This window comes from Phenylobacterium sp. (genome assembly GCF_035276905.1).
GTDB lineage: Bacteria > Pseudomonadota > Alphaproteobacteria > Caulobacterales > Caulobacteraceae > Phenylobacterium.
In genome coordinates, this window is sequence record NZ_DATELG010000053.1 from 1 (window position 1) to 19,796 (window position 19,796).

The following is a 19,796-nucleotide window of genomic DNA, read 5'->3' on the forward strand; positions in this document are numbered from 1 at the left end:
CGCCAGCCGGTCCATGCGGGCCTCGGTGAAGTACTGGTACTTGTCGCGGATCATCGGCGGCATCTGAGTATATTCGATCTGCGGCTCGCGGCCGGTGGCCCTGAACACCGCGGTCGCCATCTCGGCGAAACTGCGCGCCGCCCCGCTGCCCAGGTTGTAGATGCCGTTGACCTGCGGGTTCTGCAGCAGCCATTCGGTCACGTCCGCCGCGTCGCGGACATAGACGAAGTCGCGCTTCTGCCCGCCGTCCGGCACGTCGGCGCGATAGCTCTTGAAGAGCTGCACCCCGTGTCCGTCGCGCACGTGCGGCCAGATCTGCGAGGCCACCGACTTCATCGCGTGCTTGTGCTCTTCGTTCGGCCCGTAGACGTTGAAGAACTTCAAGCCCACCCACTGTGGCGGCGCGTAGTCCCTGAGCGCCTGACGAACGGCGAAGAGGTCGAACAGGGCCTTCGACCAGCCATAGGTGTTGAGCGGGCGAAGCCTGGCCAGGGCCTCATAGTCGTTGTCGTCGTCGAAGCCGTGCTCGCCCGCGCCATAGGTCGCCGCCGAGGAGGCGTAGATCAGCCGCCGCTGGCGGTCGGCGCACCAGCGGAAGAGGTCGCGGCTCAAGGTGAAGTTGGAATGGATGATCTTGTCCGCGTCCGGCTCGGTCGTCGACGAGACCGCGGCCATGTGGATCACGACCTCCACGTCGCGCCAACGCTTCTCGAGCCAGTCGAACATCTGGTCGGGCGCCACGAAGTCGCCGATCGCGTGCTTGGCGATGTTGCGCCACTTGCCGAGCTCGGCCTCGCGCAGGCGGTCGCAGACCACCACGTCCAGGCCGCGATCCTCGGTCAGGCGGGCCGCGAGGTTCGAGCCGATGAAGCCCGCGCCGCCGGTGATGAAGGCGATCTTGCGGGTCATGCCTGCTCCCTATCCTGCTTGTTCGCGCCGCCCTTGGTCATGCGGGCGATGGCTGCGGTGGTGGAATAACCGTCCACCAGCTGGGCCAGCTTCACCTCGCCGCCCCAAGATTTCACCAGGTCGCCGCCGACGACCTGCTCTTCCGTATAGTCCGCCCCCTTGATCAGGACGTCGGGCCGCGCGGCCTCGATGAGCTTGATCGGAGTGGATTCCTCGAAGGGCGCCACCAGGTCGACCGAGCCCAGGCCCGCCAGCACCAGGGCGCGCGATTCCAGGTCGTTCACCGGCCGGCCGTCGCCCTTCAGGGCGCGGACCGAGTCATCGGAATTGAGGCCCACGATCAGCCGGTCGCACCAGCTGCGTGCCTGGGCGAGGTAGGCGACATGGCCCTTGTGCAGGATGTCGAAACAGCCGTTGGTGAAGCCGACGCGGAGACCCTTCGCGCGCCAGCGGGCGACCTCGTCCGCCATCCGCTGGGCAGTGGCGATCTTGGCCTCGGCGGGCGCCATGTGGGCGCTGATCACCGCCTCCACCAGCTCCTCGGGCGAGACCGTGGCGGTGCCGACCTTGGAGACCGCCACGCCCGCCGCGAGCTGGGCGAAGGCGATGGCGTCCTCGATCGAGGCCTGCGCCGCGAGCGCGAGCCCCAGCGCCGCCAGCGTCGTGTCGCCGGCGCCGGAGACGTCGAACACCTCGCGCGGCAGGGTCGGGAAGTGGCGCACCGGCTCGCCGCGCACCGCCAGCGAGAGGCCCTTGGCCGCGCGCGTCACCAGGATCGCCTTGGCCTGCCAGAGCTCCAGCGCCCGGGATAGCGCCATCTCGACCTCGGCGTCGGAGCCGGTCGGCAGGTCGGTGGCGTGGGCCAGCTCCGAGGCGTTCGGCTTGATCAGGTCGACCGCGCCGTAGCGGGCGAAGGAGCGGGCCTTGGAGTCCACCACGACCTTGGCGCCGGAGGCCTGCGCGGCCTCCAGACAGGCCGCGATCACCGCCTCGGTCACCGCGCCCTTGCCGTAGTCGGACAGCAGGATCACGCCGCAGCCCTTGGCCAGCTCACGGACCTTGGCGATGAGCCGCTGCTCGATTTCGCCGGTCACCGGGCGGCTGGCCTCCATGTCGACCCGCAGCAGCTGCTGGCCGCCGGAGACGAAGCGGGTCTTGAGCGTGGTCGGGCGGCTGGGATCCGTGACCAGCCAGCCCTCGACGCCCAGCTCCTCGCCGACCAGCCGCTGCGCCTCGGCGGCCTCGGCGTCGGCGCCGATCAGCCCGGCCAGGGAGACCAGCCCGCCCAGGGCCGCGACGTTGCGCGCGACATTGCCCGCCGCGCCCAGCATCACCAGCTCGCGTGAGCGGGCGAGCACGGGGATCGGCGCCTCGGGCGAAACCCGGCTCACCTCGCCGTAGACGAAGCGGTCGACCATCAGGTCGCCGACGCAGCCGACGCGACGCCCGGGAACCAGGCCCAGGAGGTGCTGGAGGGCGGAAAGGTCCATCGCCTTAGCGTGTGGGGCGCGCCGGGCGGCGGGTCAAGCCGCAGGGCCGCGCCGCTTGGCTTGCTTGGCGAGCGCGTCGAACGCGAGCAGTTCGGCCATCAGCCCTTCGAACTGGCTCATCGGCACCATGTTCGGCCCGTCGGAGGGGGCGTGGTCCGGATCGGGGTGGGTCTCCATGAAGACCGCGGCCACGCCCACCGCCACCGCGGCGCGCGCCAGCACCGGCACGAACTCGCGCTGGCCGCCGGAGGTCGTCCCCTGCCCGCCCGGCTGCTGCACCGAATGGGTAGCGTCGAACACTACCGGACAGCCGATCTCGCCCATGATCGGCAGGGCGCGCATGTCCGAAACCAGGGTGTTGTAGCCGAAGGAGACGCCGCGCTCGCAGGCCATGGCGTTGGGATTGCCGGTGCTGAGCAGCTTGGCGATCACGTTCTTCATGTCCCAGGGGGCGAGGAACTGGCCCTTCTTGACGTTGACCGCCTTGCCCGTGCGGCCGGCCGCCAGCAAGAGGTCGGTCTGGCGGCAGAGGAAGGCGGGGATCTGCAGCACGTCGACGGCCTGCGCCGCCCAGGCGCACTGGTCGACCTCGTGGACGTCGGTGAGGGTCGGCAGGCCGGTGACCTCGCGGATCTCGGCGAAGATCGGCAGGGCGTCCGCAAGACCGATGCCGCGGGCGGTGTTCACCGAGGTGCGGTTGGCCTTGTCGAACGAGGTCTTGTAGATCAGGCCTATCCCGAGGCGGTCGGCGATCTCCTTCAGCGCATGCGCCGTCTCCAGCGCGTGCTGCCGGCTTTCCAGCTGGCAGGGCCCGGCGATGACCGACAACTGCTCGGTCGCGCCGATGCGCACGGTGCGCTGGGCGGTCTTGATCTCGATGACGGAATTCGGCTGGGTCATGGTCGGCTAAGTGGCCTGCGCCGGAGCGGTTTGCAAACTCCGTCGCATCGCCCCCTCTGTTCCGATCGAAGCGAGGCCCTTAAGTAGCGCCTCATGACGATCGCACAGAGCCTCCTCGACGCCATCGGGAACACGCCGCTGATCCGCCTGCGCCGCGCCAGCGAGATCACCGGCTGCGAAATCCTCGCCAAGGCGGAGTTCATGAACCCTGGCCAGTCGGTCAAGGACCGCGCCGCCCTGTTCATCATCCGCGACGCCGAGGCCCGCGGTCTGCTGCGGCCGGGCGGGGTGATCGTCGAGGGCACGGCCGGCAACACCGGCATCGGCCTGGCCATGGTCGGCAAGGCGCTGGGGTACCGCTCCGTCATCGTCATCCCGCGCACCCAGAGCCAGGAGAAGAAGGACGCCATCCGGCTCTACGGCGCCGAGCTGGTCGAGGTCGACGCGGTCCCCTACTCCAACCCGATGAACTACGTCCGCTACTCCGGGCGGCTGGCCGAGGAGCTGAACGCCAAGGAACCGAACGGCGCGGTCTGGGCCAACCAGTTCGACAACGTCGCCAATCGCGAGGCTCACGTCCGGGGGACGGGCCCGGAGATCTGGGCGCAGACCGAGGGCAAGGTCGACGGCTTCATCTGCGCCGTGGGCTCGGGCGGCACGCTGGCGGGCGTGGCCATGGCCCTGCGCGAGCGGCGGGCGGACGTGCAGATCGGCCTGGCCGACCCCCATGGCGCGGCGCTCTACAGCTACTACACCGACGGCGAGCTGAAGGCCGAGGGCGCCTCGATCAGCGAAGGCATCGGCCAGGGCCGGATCACCGCCAACCTGGAAGGCGTCGGCATCGACCGCGCCTACCGCATCTCCGACGAGGAGATGATGCTGGCGATCTTCGACCTCGTGGAGCACGAGGGCCTGGTGATGGGCGGCTCGACCGGGATCAACGTGGCCGGCGCCATCCGCATGGCCAAGGACATGGGGCCCGGCCACACCATCGTGACGGTGCTGTGCGATCACGGCCAGCGCTACCAGTCGAAGATCTTCAACCCGCTGTTCCTGACCGAACGCGGCCTGCCCACACCGCCGTGGATGCCGACGCCATGACCGACCCGATGGTCAACACGGACTGGCTGGCCGAGCGGCTGGGCCGTCCGGACGTCCAGGTGGTGGACGCCACCTGGTACATGCCTGGAGAGGACGGCGACGGCCGCGCAGACTATGCCGCGAGCCATATCCCGGGCGCGGTGTTCTTCGACATCGACGCCGTCGCCGACCACGCGAGCGACCTGCCGCACATGCTGCCGAGGCCGCAGGACTTCGCCGTCGCGGCCGGCGCGCTGGGCTTGCGCCGCGAGGCGACGATCGTCGTCTACGATCAGCGCAACATGTTCTCCGCCCCGAGGGTCTGGTGGACGCTGCGCACCATGGGTTTTCCCCAGGTCTTCGTGCTGGACGGCGGACTGCAGCGCTGGCGCGCCGAACGCCGCGCCGTCGAGGTTGCGCCGGCGACGCCGTCGCCGACCGACCTCTCGGCGGAATTCCGGGCAGGGATGGTCTGCGATATCGAGGCCGTGAAGCGGCGACTTGCACTGGGCGACGCCCAGCTGGTCGACGCGCGCAGCGCCCCCCGCTTCCGCGGCGAGGAGGCCGAGCCCCGGGCCGGCGTGCGTTCCGGCCACATGCCGGGCGCCAAGAATCTGCCCTGGCGCGAGCTCGTCACGGCGGACGGGGCGCTCAAGTCGGCCGCGGCCCTGCGCGCGGCGTTCGAGGGCGCAGGCGTCGACCTCGGCAAGTCCATCGTCACCACCTGCGGCTCCGGCGTCACCGCGGCCCTGCTCGCCCTGGGCCTGGCGCGGCTCGGCCGCGAGGACGTGGCGCTCTACGACGGCTCCTGGGCCGAGTGGGGCGGGCGCGCCGACACTCCGGTCGTCACGGGTCCCTGAGCCATCGCCCTACTCCCGGCGATGTTTTCGGGCTAACTGCACAGGCATGGACGACAAGACCCGCCTGATCCGCGCCGGCGCAGTCCCGCAGCCGCTCGCCAAGACCGTCGGCCCGCCGATCCAGCGCGGCTCCACCGTCCTGATGCCGAACGCCGAGGCGCTCTACGACCACGACCAGATGACCTACGGGCGCCAGGGGCTGGCCGCCCAGGCCGCACTGCAGGACGCGCTGGCGAGCCTGGAGCATGCGGTCGGGGTCGCCCTCTATCCTTCGGGCCTGGCGGCGGTCACCGGAGCCTTGCTGGCGGTGCTGAAGGCCGGCGACGAGATCCTGGTTGTCGACACCATCTACGCGCCGACCCGGCGGTTCTGCGACCATGTGCTGAAACGCTACGGCGTGGGCGTCCGCTACTTCGACCCGTACGTGGCGCCGGAGAGCCTGGTCGGCGGCGCCCCCGAGGCCGTGCGCCTGATCCTCATGGAGAGCCCAGGCTCGCTTACCATGGAGATGCAGGACATGGGCCGCGTCGCCGAGCTCGCCCGCAAGCGCGGCGTGCTGACGGCCTGCGACAACACCTGGGGCGCGGGCATGCTATATAAGCCGCTGCAGCACGGGATCGACCTCTCCATCCAGGCGCTGACCAAGTACGTCGGCGGCCATTCCGACGTCTTCATGGGCTCGGCCGCCGCGCGCGATCCGGCGTTGGTGCGCAAGCTGAACGACGGCGTCCTGCACCTCGGCTGGGCGGTGTCGCCGGACGACGCCTATCTGATGCTGCGAGGCCTGAGGACATTGCCGGCGCGGCTGGCGCGCCAGGGCGAGAGCGGCCTCGTCGTCGCCGGCTGGCTGGGCGCCCAGCCGGAGGTCGCCGCGCTCTACCATCCGGCCCTGCCCGGCAGCCCGGACCACGCGCTCTGGAAGCGGGACTTCACAGGGACGGCCAGCCTCTTCACCTTCGCCCTGCAGCCGGCGCCGGAGCGGGCGGTGAACGCGTTCTTGGACGCCCTGAAGCTGTTCGGCCTGGGCTTCTCCTGGGGCGGGTTCGAGAGCCTGGCGATCTCGGTCGACCCGCAGCTCGGCCAGCGCAAGGTCAAGCGCCGCCACCCCGGTCCGCTGGTGCGCCTGCACATCGGCCTGGAGGACCCGGCGGACCTGATCGACGACCTGAGGCAGGCGCTGGACGCCTACAGCCGGGCGCTCGCCCCGGCCTGACGGAAAGGGGCCGACTTGGGCCAGGATTGGATCTCACAGTTCCTCGCCGAGGAGGACCTCCCGGACAGCTTCCGCGTGACCCTGGAGACGGTCTGCGAGCCGCTGGCGGCCAGGCTGGCGCGCCTTCGGCAGGCGCGGCGCAGGACGGTGCTGATCGGGCTTTGCGGCGCGCAGGGCTCGGGCAAGTCCACCATCGCCGCCGCCACGGTGCGGCTGCTGGAAGCGCGCGGCCTGAGCGCCGTCGCCATCTCGCTCGACGACTTCTACCTGCCGAAATCGGCGCGCGAGCGCCTGGCGCGCGAGGAGCACCCGCTGCTGGCGGTTCGCGGGCCGCCGGGGACCCATGACGTCGCATTGGCGGGCGCGGCGCTCGACCAGCTGCGCGCGCCGGGCCGGATCGCCCTGCCCGCCTTCGACAAGGCCACCGACGACCGGCGGCCGCGCGCCGCCTGGCGCACTGTCGCCACCCCCGTGGACGTAGTGATCTTCGAGGGGTGGTGCGTCGGCGCCCGCGCCCAGGGGGCCGCCGCCCTGGCCCAGCCCGTCAACGCCCTGGAAGCGGCCGCGGACCCCGACGGCCGCTGGCGCGCCTATGTGAACGGCCAGCTCGACGGTCCCTACCAGGCGCTGTTCGCGCGGCTGCAGGAGGTCGTGCTGCTGCAGGCTCCGAGCTTCGATGCTGTGCTGGCGTGGCGCCAGGAGCAGGAGCACAAGCTGCTCGCTCGCACCGGTCACGGCATGCCGGACGCCGAGATCGCCCGGTTCGTCGCCCACTACGAGCGCCTGACCCGGTGGATCCTCACCGAGATGCCCGAGCGGGCGCGATTGGTCTTTCCGCTGGCCGAGGACCGCACGCCGCTGCCCACCGAGTAGGGCGTGATCGGCCTAGCTGGAGTGTGGCGCGCCCGGCAGGACTCGAACCTGCAACCGTCCGCTTAGAAGGCGGATGCTCTATCCGGTTGAGCTACGGGCGCCGATCGCCCTCAATGCGTCCAGGGGACCTTGCGGCCGAAGGCGAAGTTGTCGGCGTAGGCCTTGATGATGCGCTTGGCGGGCTTGTCGTCGAACAGCTGGAAGGCGATGCCGTGATGCTCGGCATAACGCACCGCCTCGTCCTTGGTCTCGAACGCCAGCTGGACCTGGCTGGAGGCGGTGTCGCTGGTCTGGGTCCAGCCCATCAGCGGATCGGAGCGGCGCGCCGCGCTCGGCTCGAACTCCAGCACCCAATCCTTGGTCTTGGCCTTGCCGGACTGCATGGCGGTCTTCGACGGCCTGAAAATGCGCGCGAGCATGAATGTCTCTCAAATCCCGTCAGCCGGCGTGGTCGGGGCGGCAGGATTCGAACCTGCGACCCTCTGCTCCCAAAGCAGATGCGCTACCAGGCTGCGCTACGCCCCGATTCCACGAACTTTCCAAACAGATCCCGCAGCGCGCCGGCTAGGCTCTACGTGACCTGCCGCGTGATAGCCGCATCCGGCGCAATCGCCAACCGTCGTGCGCGCCTGGGCGGCTCAACGGTCCATCAGCTTGAAGACCCCCGTGGCGCGGCCGACGTCGGAGCGGCCGACCCAGGCGCGGGCCTCGGCGAAGGCGACGTCGCGGGTCAGGTGCGTCATCCGGCTCTCGCCCATCAGCCATTCGCCTTTGCGCGCCATGCGCAGGAAATCGACCGACAGGTGGATGGTCACCCCGGTGCGCCCGCTGCCGCGCCGGACCGCGCCGCCCAGGAGCCCGTCCAGGAAGCTCGAGAGCATGCCGCCGTGCAGGACGCCCAGCGTATTGGTGTGCCGGGGCAGGATGTAGAGCGCCTGCTCGACGCCCGTGGCCTCCCCTTCCGGCGTCCGCTGGAAGAGCGGGCCGTTGTGGGTCGTGAAGCTGGCCTTGCCGTCCAGTCGCACGAAGCCGGCGGGCGGCGCCGGAATGGCCTCTTCCGTGGTCACCGCTCGGCCGTTCCTTGCGGAAAGATCCGGTGGACCACCCTGTCGCCCGGCATCAGGCCGATCTCGGCCGCCCGACCGCCGGCCAGTTCCAGGACGGCGCGGATCACGCCGCCCGCGGGCAGCGGAGTCTCGTCCAGCGGCCGCGCATTGCGCGCGATCGACAGCACCCGCCCGTCCGGCCGGATGAAGACGATGTCCAGGGGAATGAGGGTGTTGCGCATCCAGAAGGCGACATTGCCGGTCGGCCGCCTGAAGTCGAACAGCATCCCGCGGTCCGCGGCCAACGCCTTGCGGCACATCAGGCCGGTCTCCCGCTTGCCGTCGGTGTCGGCGTCCTCGATCTTGAAGGCGTAGCGTCCCTTGTCGGTCTCCAGCGTCAGGGGCTGCAGCGGCTTCAGCTCCGCCTGGCCGGCGGTGCAGGCGTCGGGGCTCTGGCGTGGCGCCGCCGACGCTCCGGTCGCGCCCGCAAGCACCAGAGCGGCCGCGATCAACGCCCGCTTGCCGAACAAACGATGGAACAAGACGCGGCCTCCGAACGGCGGGCTCAGCCCACGCCGGAGGACTCGATCTCGGCGACGACGAGGCCCTTCGGCCCCTCGGCGAACCGCACCATGACGTCCTCGCCAGGCTGCAGGTCCTCCATACCAGATCGCCGCAGCGTTTCGATATGGATGAAGATGTCCCCCGGCTGGCCGTCGCGCACCACGAATCCGTAGCCCTTGGTGCGGTTGAACCACTTCACCTTGGCCGGCTCCAGGGGCCCCGCGGCCAGGGCCGTCCGGCGAGGCGGCCGGCTGACGACCGCGCCGAAGGTCTCGCGACGCGGCCCCTCGCCCTCACGCGTCCGCCGCTCGCTCGGCGGCGAGGCCGAGCTCTCGTCGAGTTCGACCACCTCGGCGACCTGCCAGCCCTTAGCCCGGCGCACCACCTCGCAGGTGATGGTGGAGCCTTCCAGCGCATGCTCCCGACCGGAGCTGCGCAGACAGGTGACATGCAGCAGGACGTCCTTCAGATCCGTCTGAGCCGGGTCGTCCGGCACGATGAAACCATACCCCTTCGCCGCGTCGAACCATTTGACGCGGCCGGTGATCCGCACGGCCAGCGCCGTCGTATCGACCTGGTCGAATTCGTAACCAGCCATTTGCCCCTCGGCCCGTTACCCCCGATCACCATCGGAAAAGGCCAACTATAACAGTGTTCGAGGTTTTGGACTGTCGTCAATGAACATTTGCGCAGCGAACCGCCGCGCCGCCATTTTGACGGGCATTTCATGCTGGGCGCGTGGCAGTCCCTAGGGGAGAAGTTAAACCCGGGGGCGTCCGAGGGGCATAGACGCCTGATTTAACAAAACTCTTTAGAGACTCAACGACTTGACGGAGTGCGTCGCTGAAAGGAGTGTTGAAAACAGTGTTGAAGTAGACGTAGTCGAGCGGGTTAGCCGATTTCTCGCGCACATGCTCTCCTGAGCCCTATGAACGACATCGAGGTGGTCAGAGCGGCGCTATTGGTGGCCGCCAGCCGAGGCGAGCAGCTTTCTCGGAGCGCGCTCCTGCAAGCGCACCGCGCAGAGTTGGAGCGCCAAGGGCGCACTGAGTCTGAGGCCATTTCCGAGGTCTGGACGGACCTGCTCTGGAAGAAGCTGAGAGATGCGGACCTACGGGTGCTCGCTCACAAGGCGCGTCATCCGGACCAGTTCTTCGGCCTCGCATCGGCCCTGCTCGGTCAGCCGTAGTCTCGACGGGCGATCAGGGGGGCTTCGGTTGCCAATGCCTAGGCCAGTCGGTGAAGTGGATAATCTCGTCGCCGTTGATCACTAACGTGTACATAGGCTCTGATGGGAAGTCGTTCAGTCTGATTTTCCAATCGTTCGCCCTGACCCACGCACGATAACGGATGACTCCGGGCGCACTTTCCTTTTCCCAGATGACGACTTCATCGAGCAGCCAGGGGAAGTCGCTCCAGTTGTCCTCTCGGTCAAACCTCATGTCGCCCCAAGAATGACCGCTTCAGCGCTGCCTCGGCCAGAAACTAACGTGGCAGGCGTCCGCTCACTACGAAAGCTCTTGGTGAACCCGTTCCGCCAAGAAATAGAGCCCGAGCGCGGTGCAGAAGACGACCCTTGCGCCGACTAGCGTCACCAACACGACGAATACGGAGCGCAGAGCGCTGCCTATCAGTTGTTCCCGAGCATGGTCGCCCCAAGACGCAATCGCCGCAAGGGCATGCAAATTCTTGGCGAGAAGCGACACCGAGGCGCACAGGAAAAAGCCGAGGAACGAAATCGCGGTCAGGTAGGCAAACAGGTAGCAAAGGAAGACCCGCAGCGTGAGCGCGCTCGGCGCGGTCTCTCCCCTGATCGTCATGTCAGCCGTCACGTTGCTCATCTCGCGGTCGAGATCAGCGCCGTGGAAGGTTGCCACGGCCGCAAGCGCAGCAATGAAGAACCCCGGCAAGCTGGCAAAGAACGGTGACGCCATCGCAACGACGGACGTGTTCCCTACTAGGGCTATCCGAAGCGGCAGGACCCAATACAGGACCAGTGCGACCAGCACCGTCACCCAAGGAAGAACGTCCCGGTAGACCCGGAGCCCTGGCCCCTTGATCCTGCTGAAGGCTAGGGGTCTGCTCAGCTCGTAGCTGACAGTCACCCCGTGCGTTCCTTCTCCAGCAGAGCGACCATCTTCATGGCAAGGTGGTCTACGATCTTATCCGTCGCTGAGCGCAAAACGGGGTCGATGTTCGAAATCGATTGGCGGCGCACGTAGGCCTCCCCGATGATCGCGCCGGTGTCGGTATCAAACTCGAAGGAGGCTGCGGAGTCGCTGCCGGCTGGCGCAAGATACATTTTGGCCCTGCTGTAGGTGGCCTTCTGCGTCTGGACGGCCTGCAAGATCGTCGCCCAGCGCTGCCCTGGCGGGATGAGCTTGCTGACGTTCACCTTGACCTCAAGGTCGCTCAATTCGAGGTAGTTGCCGCTACCGAGACTTTGCTTGGGCATCGACTTGATCAGCCGAAGGCCGTTGATCCTGCCCTCTTCGATATCGCGCTGGAACGCGGCGGAGGGGTTTCCGGCGAGGATGATGTTCGGGATGAAATTCTGGACCTTCGCCTTGGCCCCCGAGACCGCATTGAAGCTGAATAGCGACGGATCGATCTCACAGTAGCGCTTCACCACGTCGTTCAACATCGATTGGACGCGGGGAATGGAGAGCGTGGGCACCCGCTCGACCAGGCAAGCGTAGGTCTCCGGATAGTTGGGCCGGTGCGTCAGAGATATAACCAGATGGGCCGAGTGCTCATTGCCCTCGTCCGCCTCCTTCGCGACCGTGCGTGAGCTGCGCTTCACGTGGTTGCCATAGGTTTGGTCGGGCGCTCGCTTGTCGGCCACGCTCAGGAGAATAGTGACGATCTGCCGAGCTTCATCAATCCGGACCTCATTAATGATGCAACTCGCCTCGCCCTTGTCGAACAGCTTGGGCGGGAGCTTCTGGTCCGCCGCCCGCTTCCAGAGGGCGACGAGCTTGCTCATCTCCGGAAACGGCGCGTGCTGCGCACGCCGTTTGACGATGAGGTCGCAGAACAAGACCTCACGAGTATGAGCCTTTAGCGCCAAGCTTGCCTCCCCAGGCCTTTCCGGTCGCCGCACAGTAGCGAGTAGCGCCATCGTGACAACCTAGGCTCGTGGGTTCCTGTTTTGTTCTATAGCGCCGCCGTTGCGCCTGCAAGCTCCATTTCTTCTGTGGCGAGTCGCAGCGCGGCTGACTTATCCACAGCTTTTCGCGGCCTCGGACAGCGTTGAAAATGGCGTTGAAAAGCGTGTTGAAAATAAGGGGCAGAATAGCCCCTAACCCATTGTTTTGTTTGGGTTAGCCCGCGCTGGCAGTCCCTAGGGGAGTCGAACCCCTCTCTTCAGGTTGAAAACCTGACGTCCTAACCGATAGACGAAGGGACCGCGTCGCGGAGGGCGGCTCTATAGCCACCTTCCTCCGGGGGGGCAAGGCCCTGTTTGCAACATTAGACCGAACGCGGATCGGCGGCGTCTTCGATCTCGAACTGCACCCCTTCGCGCCCCTGCCAATCGTCAGGCTTCAGACGGCCGGCGACGTGGATCGCCCCCCCCTCCTGCAGCAGCCGGCGGCCGAGGTCTGAGTCCTCGACGCGCCAGGCGACGGCCTTGAGCTTGCCGCCAGAGCGGTCCACCAGGGTGCAGCGGACGTGGCCGCCGCGCAGCGCCATCGGCCGTTCGATGCGCACGTCGGCGGCGGCGAACAGCGGCTCGGGATTGCCCGGGCCGAACGGCGCCAGCCGCTGAAAGTCCTGCCACAGGCCGCGGTCGCAGCCGGCCGTGGTGACCACGGCGTCGATCTCCAGCCCGTCGGCGGCGCTGGCGGCCTCGGCCTCGCCGGCCAGCCGGTCGCAGAGGAACTCGCGCAGCTCGGGGATGGAATCGGGCCGCACCGACAGTCCGGCCGCCATGGCGTGGCCGCCGCCGGCGAGCAGCAGGCCCTCCTCGTAGGCCGCCTGCACGGCCCGGCCGAGGTTCACCCCGGGCTGAGAGCGGCCAGAGCCCTTGCCGACGTTGGCGGCGCGATCGACGCCGATGACGATCGTGGGCTTGCGATAGCGCTCGCGCAGCCGTCCTGCGACGATGCCGATGACGCCAGGGTGCCAGTCGTCGGCGGCGACCACCAGCACGGGCGCGTCGGCCTGGTTGCTCTGCCGCTCGATCAGCTCGATGGCGGCCTCGGTGACCTGGCGCTCGACCTCCTTGCGCGAGGCGTTCAGCCCGTCCAGCTCCTCGGCGAGGGCGCGGGCCTCCTCCGGATCGTCGGTGGAGAGCAGCCGCGCGCCCAGGTCCGAGCGTCCGATGCGGCCCCCGGCGTTGATCCGCGGCCCCAGCACGAAGCCGACGTGGAAGACGGAAGCCGGCCCTTGGCTCTTGGCGACCTCCAGCAGCGCCTTGAGGCCCGGATTGCGCCAGGCCGACATCACCTTCAGCCCCTGGGCGGCCAGCGCGCGGTTGAAGCCCACCAGCTGGGTCACGTCGCAGATCGCGCCCATGGCGGCGAGGTCCAGCCACTGGCGCAGGTCTGGCTCCGGCCGGTCGCCGAAGAGCCCCCGCCGGCGCGCCTCGCGGTTCAGCGCCGCCAGCAGCACGAAGGTCACGCCCGCGGCCGCCAGCCGGCCCTGGCCGGAGCGGCAGTCGGGCCGGTTCGGGTTCACCAGGGCCGCGACCGGCGGGATCTCGTCGCCGCGCATGAGGTGATGGTCGATGACCACCACCTCCAGCCCGATCTCCGCTGCGCAGGCGAGCGCGTCATGCGCCGCGGCCCCGCAGTCGACGGTGACGACCAACTCGGCGCCCTCGTCCTTCAGCCGCCGGAAAGCCGCCGGCGACGGACCGTAGCCCTCGGTCAGGCGGTCGGGGACGTAGATCGAAAGCTCGTGGCCCTGGCTGCGGAACCAACGCACCAGCTGGGCCGCGGAGGATGCGCCGTCGACGTCATAGTCGGCGAAGACCACGGCGGGCCTGCGCCGCTCCAGCGCGTCGACCAGGATCGCGGCCGCCCGGTCCATGTCGGTGAAGCCGGACGGATCGGGAAACAGCGCCTTGAGGGTCGGGTTCAGATAGTCCGGCCCGTCGTCATGGCCAATCCCGCGCGAAGCCAGCGCCCGCGCCAGCGGCTGGGAGAGGCCCAGGCTGAGCTGGTGGCGGCGGACCAGCTCCGGGTCGGCGGCGCGCTCGCGCCAGGCCCGGCCGGTCAGCGAGCGATGCACGCCCAGATAGGCCTCGGGTTGATCGAGTTCGGCGACGGTCATGGCGCCGTTGTCGCACGACTCGGCCGTAGTCCGGGATTCGACAGAGTCGCAGGGCCAAATTCGCCCCTATGCGGGAGGATCTGCTGTTTTCAGACCGCCCGCCGCGTCCGCACTTCGCGGACCGTGTGGGTCGCCGAGTTCATCACCAGGGAGTGCGTGGAGACGAAGCCGTTCCGCCGGCTCACGCCCTTGAGCAGTGCGCCGCTGGTGACGCCGGTGGCGGCGAAGATGGCGTCTCCGCGCACCAGCTCGTGCAGGTCGTACTTCTTGTCGAAGTCCTCGATGCCCGCTCGCCGGGCGCGGGCGCGCTCGTCGGCGTTGCGGAACACCAGCCGGCCCTGGAACTGGCCGCCGACGCACTTCAGCGCCGCGCAGGCCAGCACGCCTTCGGGCGCGCCGCCCTGCCCCAGGTAAAGGTCGACGCCCGTGTCCGGATCGGCGGTGTTGATCACCCCGGCGATGTCGCCGTCGGCGATCAGGGCGATGCGGGCGCCCGCGTCGCGCACCGCGCCGATGATGTCGCCGTGCCGCGGCCGATCGAGGATGCAGACGGTGATCTCGGAAGCCGCCACCCCCTTGGCCCGGGCGAGCGCGGCCACGTTCTCCGCGGGCGTCCGGTCGAGGTCGATCGCGCCCGGCGGAAAGCCCGGGCCGCAGGCGATCTTGTCCATATAGGTGTCGGGCGCCGTCAGCAGGGTCCCGCGCGGGGCCAGCGCCATGACCGCCAGCGCATTGCCCATCGCCTTGGCGGTGAGCGTGGCCCCCTCCAGCGGATCGACGGCGATGTCCAGCTTGGCCCCGCCCCGGCCGACCTTCTCGCCGATGTAGAGCATCGACGCCTCGTCGCGCTCGCCCTCGCCGATCACGATCTGCCCGTCGATGTCGAGCTCGTTCAGCGTCTGGCGCACGGCGTCGACGGCCGCCTGGTCGGCGGCCATCTCGTCGCCCCGCCCGGCGAGCTTCCAGGCGGCGACGGCGGCGTTCTCGGTGACGCGGACGGCGTCGAGAACCAGGCTGCGGTCGAGAAGCTTGACGCTCATGTCCAACCGTTACTCCACGCTGGCCTCTGCGCAACCTGCGATCGGCGCAGCAGATCTTTAGGGTAACACCCTACCGTCGCCGGATTCTCAGATCCGTGCGATGCGCAACAGCCGCGGACGCTCCAGCACCGCAGGTAGGCCGGCGATCCGGTCGATGGCGGCCTTCAGCACCGACTCGGCGACCGAATGGGTGGTGAGCACGATCGGCACGCCACTGGCGTTCTCCACCGGCTTCTGCAGGAAGCTCTCGATCGAGACCCCCGCCTCGGCGAGGGTTTCCGAAACGGCGGCGATCACGCCCGGCTCGTCCTTGACCAGGAAGCGCAGATAGGCGCGGCTGAGGCTCTTCGACGGATCCACCGGCGTGAAGGGCTCGAGCGAGCCGGCCGGGGCCTGGAACACCGGGCGCGACGTCCCGGTCATGACGTCGGCGATGTCGGCGGCCACCGCCGCAGCGGTCGGGCCGGAGCCCGCGCCCGGCCCCTGGACGAAGATCCGGCCGATCCGCTCGCCCTCGATGAAGAGGGCGTTGAGCGCCCCGCCCGCCTGGGCCAGCGGATGGGCGAGCGGCGCGAGCGACGGATGCACCCGGACGAGGACGCCGTCCGGCGAGCGGTCGGCGGAGGCGACCAGCTTGATCCGGTAACCGAGGTCCTTGGCCAGCTGGATGTCGAGCAGTTCGACCTGCTCGATGCCCTCGACCTCGGCGGCGGCGTAGTTCGGCGCGCAACCGAAGGCGAGCGCCGCCAGGATCGAGATCTTGTGGGCCGCGTCGAAGCCGCCGACGTCCATGGTCGGATCGGCCTCGGCGTAGCCCAGGCGCTGGGCCTCGGCCAGGACGTCGCCGAACGAGCGGCCGGCGGCCTCCATCTCGGTCAGGATGTAGTTGCAGGTGCCGTTGAGGATGCCGGCGACCGACTTCACGTCGTCGCCGACCATCGCCTCGCGCAGCATCTTCACGGCCGGCGTGCCGCCCATCACCGCGGCTTCGAACAACAGCGGCGCGCCCTGCGCTTCCGAGAGCGCGGCCAGCTCGGCCCCGTGCTCGGCGATCAAGGCCTTGTTGGCGGTCACGACGGGCTTGCCCGCGGCGAGCGCGGCCTGGACCGCGGCCTTGGCCGGGCCGTCCGAGCCGCCGATCAGCTCGACGAAGAGGTCGACGTCAGGCGAGGTCGCCAGCGCCACCGGATCGTCGAACCAGGGCAGGCCCGAGATGTCGAACGGCCGGGGCCGCGAGCGCGAGCGGGCCGAGACCCCCGCCACCGTCACCCGGCCGCCGGCCGGTGCGAAATCCGGGCGCTCGGCCAGGAACTTCAGCAATCCCGTGCCGACGGTGCCAAGTCCCGCGACGCCGATCCGCCAATCCCGATTTTTCATTGGGCCGCCATGTTGTTGTGGGCGCGCGCGAGGATCTCGTCGCTCTGCGCCAGGAACTTCTTCACGTTGCGCGCGGCCTGCCGGATCCGGTGCTCGTTCTCGACGAGTCCGATCCGTACATAACCCTCGCCGTATTCGCCGAACGCGATGCCGGGCGCCACGGCGACCCCGGCTTCTTCAATCAGCAGCTTGGAGAACAGCATCGAGCCGGCCTCGCGGTACTGCTCGGGCAGCGGCGCCCAGGCGAACATCGAGGCGGGCGGCGCCGGCACGTCCCAGCCGGCCCGCTTCATCGATTCCACCAGGACGTCGCGGCGCTTCTTGTAAATGCCGCGGATCTCCTCGACGCAATCGGCCGGGCCGTTGAGCGCGGCGGCCGCGGCGACCTGGATCGGGGTATAGGCGCCGTAGTCAAGGTAGGACTTCACGCGCGCCAGGGCCGAGCACATCCGTTCGTTGCCGACCACCATGCCGACCCGCCAGCCGGCCATGGCGAAGGTCTTGGACAGCGAATTGACCTCGACGGCGATCTCCTTGGCGCCCTCGACCTGGAGGATCGACGGCGGCGGGTTGTCCTCGAAGTAGATCTCCGAATAGGCGATGTCGGAAAGCACCAGCATCTCGTGCTTGCGGGCGAGTGCGACGATCTCCCGGTAGAAGTCGACGTCGACCCACTGCGCCGTCGGGTTCGAGGGGTAGCTGACGATCAGCACGCTGGGCGGCGGCGCGGAGTGCTTGACCGCACGGCTGATGCCCGAGAGGTAATCTTCCGGCGAGAGCGCCGGCACATGGCGGATCACTCCGCCGGCCATGATGAAGCCGTAGGCGTGGATCGGATAGGCCGGGTTCGGGCAGATGATCACGTCGCCGGGGGCGGTCAGGGCCTGGGCGAGGTTGGCGAAGCCTTCCTTCGAGCCCAGGGTGGCGATCACCTCGGTGTCGGGATTGAGCTTCACGCCGAAGCGGCGCTCATAGTAGCCGGCCATCGCCTTGCGCAGGCCGGAAATGCCCTTGGAGGCCGAGTAGCGGCCGGCCTTGGGATCGCGTGCGGTCTCGACCAGCTTGTCGACGATGTGCTTGGGGGTCGGCATGTCGGGGTTGCCCATGCCGAAGTCGATGATGTCCACGCCCTGGCCGCGGAGCCGGGCCTTGATGCGGTTCACCTCCTCGAAGACGTAAGGCGGGAGGCGACGGATGCGGTGGAATTCCGGGGTCATTTGAAAGCTCTGGCGCCGCGGGCTGCCCAGTGCGGCTGAAGGGAGCTGAAGCCGGGCATGGATAGACTCCGGGCGGGAGTCAGCCAAGCCAATGATAAGGAAAATTGCGCCCCCGCGGGCGGCCCCTAGCGGTTCGCCGGCGGGGGCGGGGTAGCTCGCTTGCGGACCGAGTTGGCGAACGCCTCGGTGTCCGAGGTGGTCGAGGCGTTGAAGTTGGGGCCGGCGTCGGCCTGGGCGCGCGCCTGGAAGCTCGCCGTGGAGTTCAGGGTCCAGGTGTTCGGCTGGGTTGCGGCGTCCAGCCGGTCGCGCGCGGCCAGGACCTTGCGCGCCCGATCGCCGTAGACCCGCGGCGGCTCGACGTCGGTCGGCTTGGCCGGGATTTCCCAGAAGCTCGGGTAGTCCTTGTCGGAACTCGCCAGCCTGGCCACCTCGGGGGCGATCGGCGAATTGGGATCGACCTTGACGCTGGCGATGGGGTTCGCGCAGCCCGCCAGAAGCCCGGCCAAAACGGCCGCGCCCAAAATGCGTGCACCCGTCGAGCTTTTGGCGGCGTTCATAATTTTGCGGTCAAGCGCGTTCATCTCCGTAATCGTCTTATGCGATGATGGCTAAAGGTGAAAGAGCGCGTGCGTCTTCGGGCCGGGAGGAAAAGTCGATGAGTGAGCAGACCCTTGGCTCGGAACCGATTTCGCCCGCCGGCAAGTCTTCCGGATCCCGCGCCAAGGCCGACGAGAACGTCATTCCGCTCACGCCCGAAGGCGCGCCGAAGCCGCCGCTGCCCGAATCGCTCGAGGTGATGGAGGCCGCCGAGCCGAACGTTATCAAGGACGGCGCGCCCCTGGAGGCGGCCGAGCTGGCCGTCGCCGAAGCCACCCCCGCGCCCGCCCCGAAGGCGGAAGAGGCGCCGGCCCGCGACGCCCTCTTCGGCGCCCTCAGCGCCGAACAGCAGGCCCAGATCGAGAAGCTGTCGGAGAATCTCGCGCGCGCCGCGCTCGCGGCCCAGGGCGCCATCGCCGAGGTGGCGTTGAAGCAGGCCGACCGGCCCGCCGCCCTGTCGCCGGATCCGTTCAACGTCGCGCCCGCGCTCAACGACGTGCTGGGCCGCCTCGTCGCCGAGCCGGATCGGCTGATGAGCGCGCATGCGGATCTCTTCAACCGCTACATGGACCTCTGGCACGCCACCACGCGACGCCTGGTCGAGGGCGCGACGCCCGAGCCGGTCGTGCAACCGGCCAAGGGCGACAAGCGCTTCGCCGATCCCGAATGGCAGGACAATCCGGTCTTCGACGTCATCAAGCAATCGTACCTCTTGACGTCGAACTGGATGAACGCGCTCGTCGCCAGCGTCGAGGGGGTCGATCCGATCGAAAAACGGCGGGTCGAGTTCTTCACCAAGATGCTGACCGACGCCTTCGCGCCGACCAACTTCCTGGCGTCCAATCCCGCCGCGCTGCGGACGGCCCTGGAGACGGAGGGCGAGAGCCTCGTCCGCGGCATGGAGAACTTCGCCGCCGACCTGAGGCGCGGCCGCGGCGACCTGGCGATCAGCCAGACCAGCTTCGCGACATTCGAGATCGGCAAGAACGTCGCTACCGCGCCGGGCAAGGTGGTTTTCAGGAACGAGATCATCGAGCTCATTCAGTATTCGCCGACGACCGAGACGGTGTTCCAGATCCCCTTGGTGATCTACCCGCCCTGGATCAACAAGTACTACATCCTGGACTTGCGGCCGGAGAACTCCCTGATCCGTTGGCTGACGGATCAGGGCGTTACGGTCTTCCTGACCTCCTGGGTCAACCCGGATGCGAGCCTCTCGACCAAGACGATCGAGGACTACATGCGCCAGGGCGTGTACGAAGGCGCCGCCGCGGCGATGAAGCAATGCGGCGTCGGCCAGGTGAACGCGGTCGGCTACTGCATCGGCGGCACCCTGCTGGGCGTCAGCCTGGC

General features: G+C 68.7%; 19 protein-coding genes, 3 tRNA genes and 1 pseudogene. 6 read left to right on the forward strand and 17 right to left on the reverse strand.

Features of this window, described 5'->3' with window-relative positions:
• From rfaD to kdsA, 3 genes are all read right to left on the reverse strand, one after another.
• Positions 1-909, reverse strand: a 909-nt coding sequence (gene rfaD, locus VJS38_RS02070; protein ID WP_324086493.1) for an ADP-glyceromanno-heptose 6-epimerase, incomplete at its 3' end; no start/stop codon positions are given.
• Positions 906-2,399 (reverse strand): D-glycero-beta-D-manno-heptose 1-phosphate adenylyltransferase, encoded by a 1,494-nt coding sequence (rfaE2, locus tag VJS38_RS02075; protein WP_324086494.1) that lies wholly within the window; start codon positions 2,397-2,399, stop codon positions 906-908. The genes rfaE2 and rfaD, both read right to left, overlap by 4 nt.
• A 33-nt stretch (positions 2,400-2,432) precedes the next feature.
• A complete protein-coding gene (gene kdsA, locus VJS38_RS02080; RefSeq protein WP_324086495.1) occupies positions 2,433-3,299 on the reverse strand; it encodes a 3-deoxy-8-phosphooctulonate synthase in 867 nt (288 codons plus the stop codon).
• 93 nt (positions 3,300-3,392) lie between these two features.
• Here kdsA and VJS38_RS02085 point away from each other — a divergent pair, with 93 nt between their 5' ends.
• The 4 genes from VJS38_RS02085 to VJS38_RS02100 are packed head-to-tail and all read left to right on the forward strand — an operon-like array spanning position 3,393 to position 7,325.
• Positions 3,393-4,400, forward strand: a complete 1,008-nt coding sequence (locus VJS38_RS02085) for a cysteine synthase A (RefSeq protein ID WP_324086496.1) — start codon at positions 3,393-3,395, stop codon at positions 4,398-4,400.
• A complete protein-coding gene (gene sseA, locus VJS38_RS02090; RefSeq protein WP_324086497.1) occupies positions 4,397-5,239 on the forward strand; it encodes a 3-mercaptopyruvate sulfurtransferase in 843 nt (280 codons plus the stop codon). Before VJS38_RS02085 ends, sseA begins: the two co-directional genes overlap by 4 nt.
• A 46-nt stretch (positions 5,240-5,285) precedes the next feature.
• Positions 5,286-6,452, forward strand: coding sequence for a cystathionine beta-lyase (gene metC / locus VJS38_RS02095; RefSeq protein ID WP_324086498.1), 1,167 nt, complete (start codon positions 5,286-5,288; stop codon positions 6,450-6,452).
• Between the two features lie 15 nt (positions 6,453-6,467).
• A complete protein-coding gene (locus VJS38_RS02100; RefSeq protein WP_324086499.1) occupies positions 6,468-7,325 on the forward strand; it encodes a kinase in 858 nt (285 codons plus the stop codon).
• Between the two features lie 24 nt (positions 7,326-7,349).
• Here the strand turns inward: VJS38_RS02100 and VJS38_RS02105 are convergent.
• The 6 genes from VJS38_RS02105 to VJS38_RS02130 form a co-directional block, all read right to left on the reverse strand.
• Positions 7,350-7,426: transfer RNA gene (locus VJS38_RS02105), tRNA-Arg, on the reverse strand.
• A gap of 9 nt (positions 7,427-7,435) precedes the next feature.
• Positions 7,436-7,744, reverse strand: coding sequence for an ETC complex I subunit (locus VJS38_RS02110; RefSeq protein WP_324086500.1), 309 nt, complete (start codon positions 7,742-7,744; stop codon positions 7,436-7,438).
• A gap of 29 nt (positions 7,745-7,773) precedes the next feature.
• Positions 7,774-7,850: transfer RNA gene (locus tag VJS38_RS02115), tRNA-Pro, on the reverse strand.
• A 113-nt stretch (positions 7,851-7,963) separates the two neighbouring features.
• Entirely contained in the window at positions 7,964-8,392 is a 429-nt protein-coding gene (locus VJS38_RS02120) for a PaaI family thioesterase (protein ID WP_324086501.1), read from the reverse strand.
• Positions 8,389-8,913, reverse strand: a complete 525-nt coding sequence (locus VJS38_RS02125) for a DUF192 domain-containing protein (RefSeq protein ID WP_324086502.1) — start codon at positions 8,911-8,913, stop codon at positions 8,389-8,391. The genes VJS38_RS02120 and VJS38_RS02125 overlap by 4 nt, the downstream gene beginning before the upstream one ends.
• A gap of 23 nt (positions 8,914-8,936) precedes the next feature.
• Positions 8,937-9,533 carry a cold shock domain-containing protein gene (locus tag VJS38_RS02130; RefSeq protein ID WP_324086503.1) on the reverse strand — a complete coding sequence of 199 codons (597 nt, stop codon included), beginning with the start codon at positions 9,531-9,533 and terminating at the stop codon, positions 8,937-8,939.
• Positions 9,534-9,863: 330 nt separating this feature from the next.
• Here VJS38_RS02130 and VJS38_RS02135 point away from each other — a divergent pair, with 330 nt between their 5' ends.
• The gene (locus VJS38_RS02135) at positions 9,864-10,124 is read left to right on the forward strand and encodes a hypothetical protein (protein WP_324086504.1); all 261 of its coding nucleotides are present in this window, start codon (positions 9,864-9,866) and stop codon (positions 10,122-10,124) included.
• A 319-nt stretch (positions 10,125-10,443) separates the two neighbouring features.
• Here the strand turns inward: VJS38_RS02135 and VJS38_RS02140 are convergent, their stop codons facing one another.
• The 8 genes from VJS38_RS02140 to VJS38_RS02175 form a co-directional block, all read right to left on the reverse strand.
• Complete coding sequence (locus tag VJS38_RS02140) at positions 10,444-11,040, reverse strand: hypothetical protein (protein ID WP_324086505.1); 597 nt, start codon at positions 11,038-11,040, stop codon at positions 10,444-10,446.
• Positions 11,037-12,005: a hypothetical protein gene (locus VJS38_RS02145; RefSeq protein WP_324086506.1), complete on the reverse strand. Its 969-nt coding sequence runs from the start codon at positions 12,003-12,005 to the stop codon at positions 11,037-11,039. The genes VJS38_RS02140 and VJS38_RS02145 overlap by 4 nt, the downstream gene beginning before the upstream one ends.
• A 264-nt stretch (positions 12,006-12,269) precedes the next feature.
• Positions 12,270-12,344 (reverse strand) — tRNA-Glu (locus VJS38_RS02150).
• Positions 12,345-12,406: 62 nt separating this feature from the next.
• Positions 12,407-14,212: a single-stranded-DNA-specific exonuclease RecJ gene (gene recJ / locus VJS38_RS02155; RefSeq protein ID WP_324086507.1), complete on the reverse strand. Its 1,806-nt coding sequence runs from the start codon at positions 14,210-14,212 to the stop codon at positions 12,407-12,409.
• An 89-nt stretch (positions 14,213-14,301) separates the two neighbouring features.
• On the reverse strand, positions 14,302-15,252 hold the full coding sequence (gene glpX / locus VJS38_RS02160; protein ID WP_324086508.1) for a class II fructose-bisphosphatase: 951 nt from the start codon (positions 15,250-15,252) through the stop codon (positions 14,302-14,304).
• Positions 15,253-15,339: 87 nt separating this feature from the next.
• Positions 15,340-16,629 (reverse strand): homoserine dehydrogenase, encoded by a 1,290-nt coding sequence (locus tag VJS38_RS02165; protein ID WP_324086509.1) that lies wholly within the window; start codon positions 16,627-16,629, stop codon positions 15,340-15,342.
• Positions 16,626-17,846, reverse strand: coding sequence for an LL-diaminopimelate aminotransferase (locus VJS38_RS02170; protein WP_324086510.1), 1,221 nt, complete (start codon positions 17,844-17,846; stop codon positions 16,626-16,628). The genes VJS38_RS02165 and VJS38_RS02170 overlap by 4 nt, the downstream gene beginning before the upstream one ends.
• 125 nt (positions 17,847-17,971) lie before the next feature.
• On the reverse strand, positions 17,972-18,352 hold the full coding sequence (locus VJS38_RS02175) for a hypothetical protein (protein ID WP_324086511.1): 381 nt from the start codon (positions 18,350-18,352) through the stop codon (positions 17,972-17,974).
• 149 nt (positions 18,353-18,501) lie between these two features.
• Between VJS38_RS02175 and VJS38_RS02180 the strand changes: the two are divergent.
• Positions 18,502-19,796: pseudogene (locus VJS38_RS02180) on the forward strand (class I poly(R)-hydroxyalkanoic acid synthase); the annotation flags it as partial.

Coding starts and splice junctions, on each gene's coding strand:
- rfaE2 (WP_324086494.1), bottom strand. CDS start 2,399: ATGGACCTTTCCGCCCTCCAGCACCTCCTGGGCCTGGTTCCCGGGCGT.
- kdsA (WP_324086495.1), bottom strand. CDS start 3,299: ATGACCCAGCCGAATTCCGTCATCGAGATCAAGACCGCCCAGCGCACC.
- VJS38_RS02085 (WP_324086496.1), top strand. CDS start 3,393: ATGACGATCGCACAGAGCCTCCTCGACGCCATCGGGAACACGCCGCTG.
- sseA (WP_324086497.1), top strand. CDS start 4,397: ATGACCGACCCGATGGTCAACACGGACTGGCTGGCCGAGCGGCTGGGC.
- metC (WP_324086498.1), top strand. CDS start 5,286: ATGGACGACAAGACCCGCCTGATCCGCGCCGGCGCAGTCCCGCAGCCG.
- VJS38_RS02110 (WP_324086500.1), bottom strand. CDS start 7,744: ATGCTCGCGCGCATTTTCAGGCCGTCGAAGACCGCCATGCAGTCCGGC.
- VJS38_RS02130 (WP_324086503.1), bottom strand. CDS start 9,533: ATGGCTGGTTACGAATTCGACCAGGTCGATACGACGGCGCTGGCCGTG.
- VJS38_RS02135 (WP_324086504.1), top strand. CDS start 9,864: ATGAACGACATCGAGGTGGTCAGAGCGGCGCTATTGGTGGCCGCCAGC.
- recJ (WP_324086507.1), bottom strand. CDS start 14,212: ATGACCGTCGCCGAACTCGATCAACCCGAGGCCTATCTGGGCGTGCAT.
- glpX (WP_324086508.1), bottom strand. CDS start 15,252: ATGAGCGTCAAGCTTCTCGACCGCAGCCTGGTTCTCGACGCCGTCCGC.
- VJS38_RS02165 (WP_324086509.1), bottom strand. CDS start 16,629: ATGAAAAATCGGGATTGGCGGATCGGCGTCGCGGGACTTGGCACCGTC.
- VJS38_RS02170 (WP_324086510.1), bottom strand. CDS start 17,846: ATGACCCCGGAATTCCACCGCATCCGTCGCCTCCCGCCTTACGTCTTC.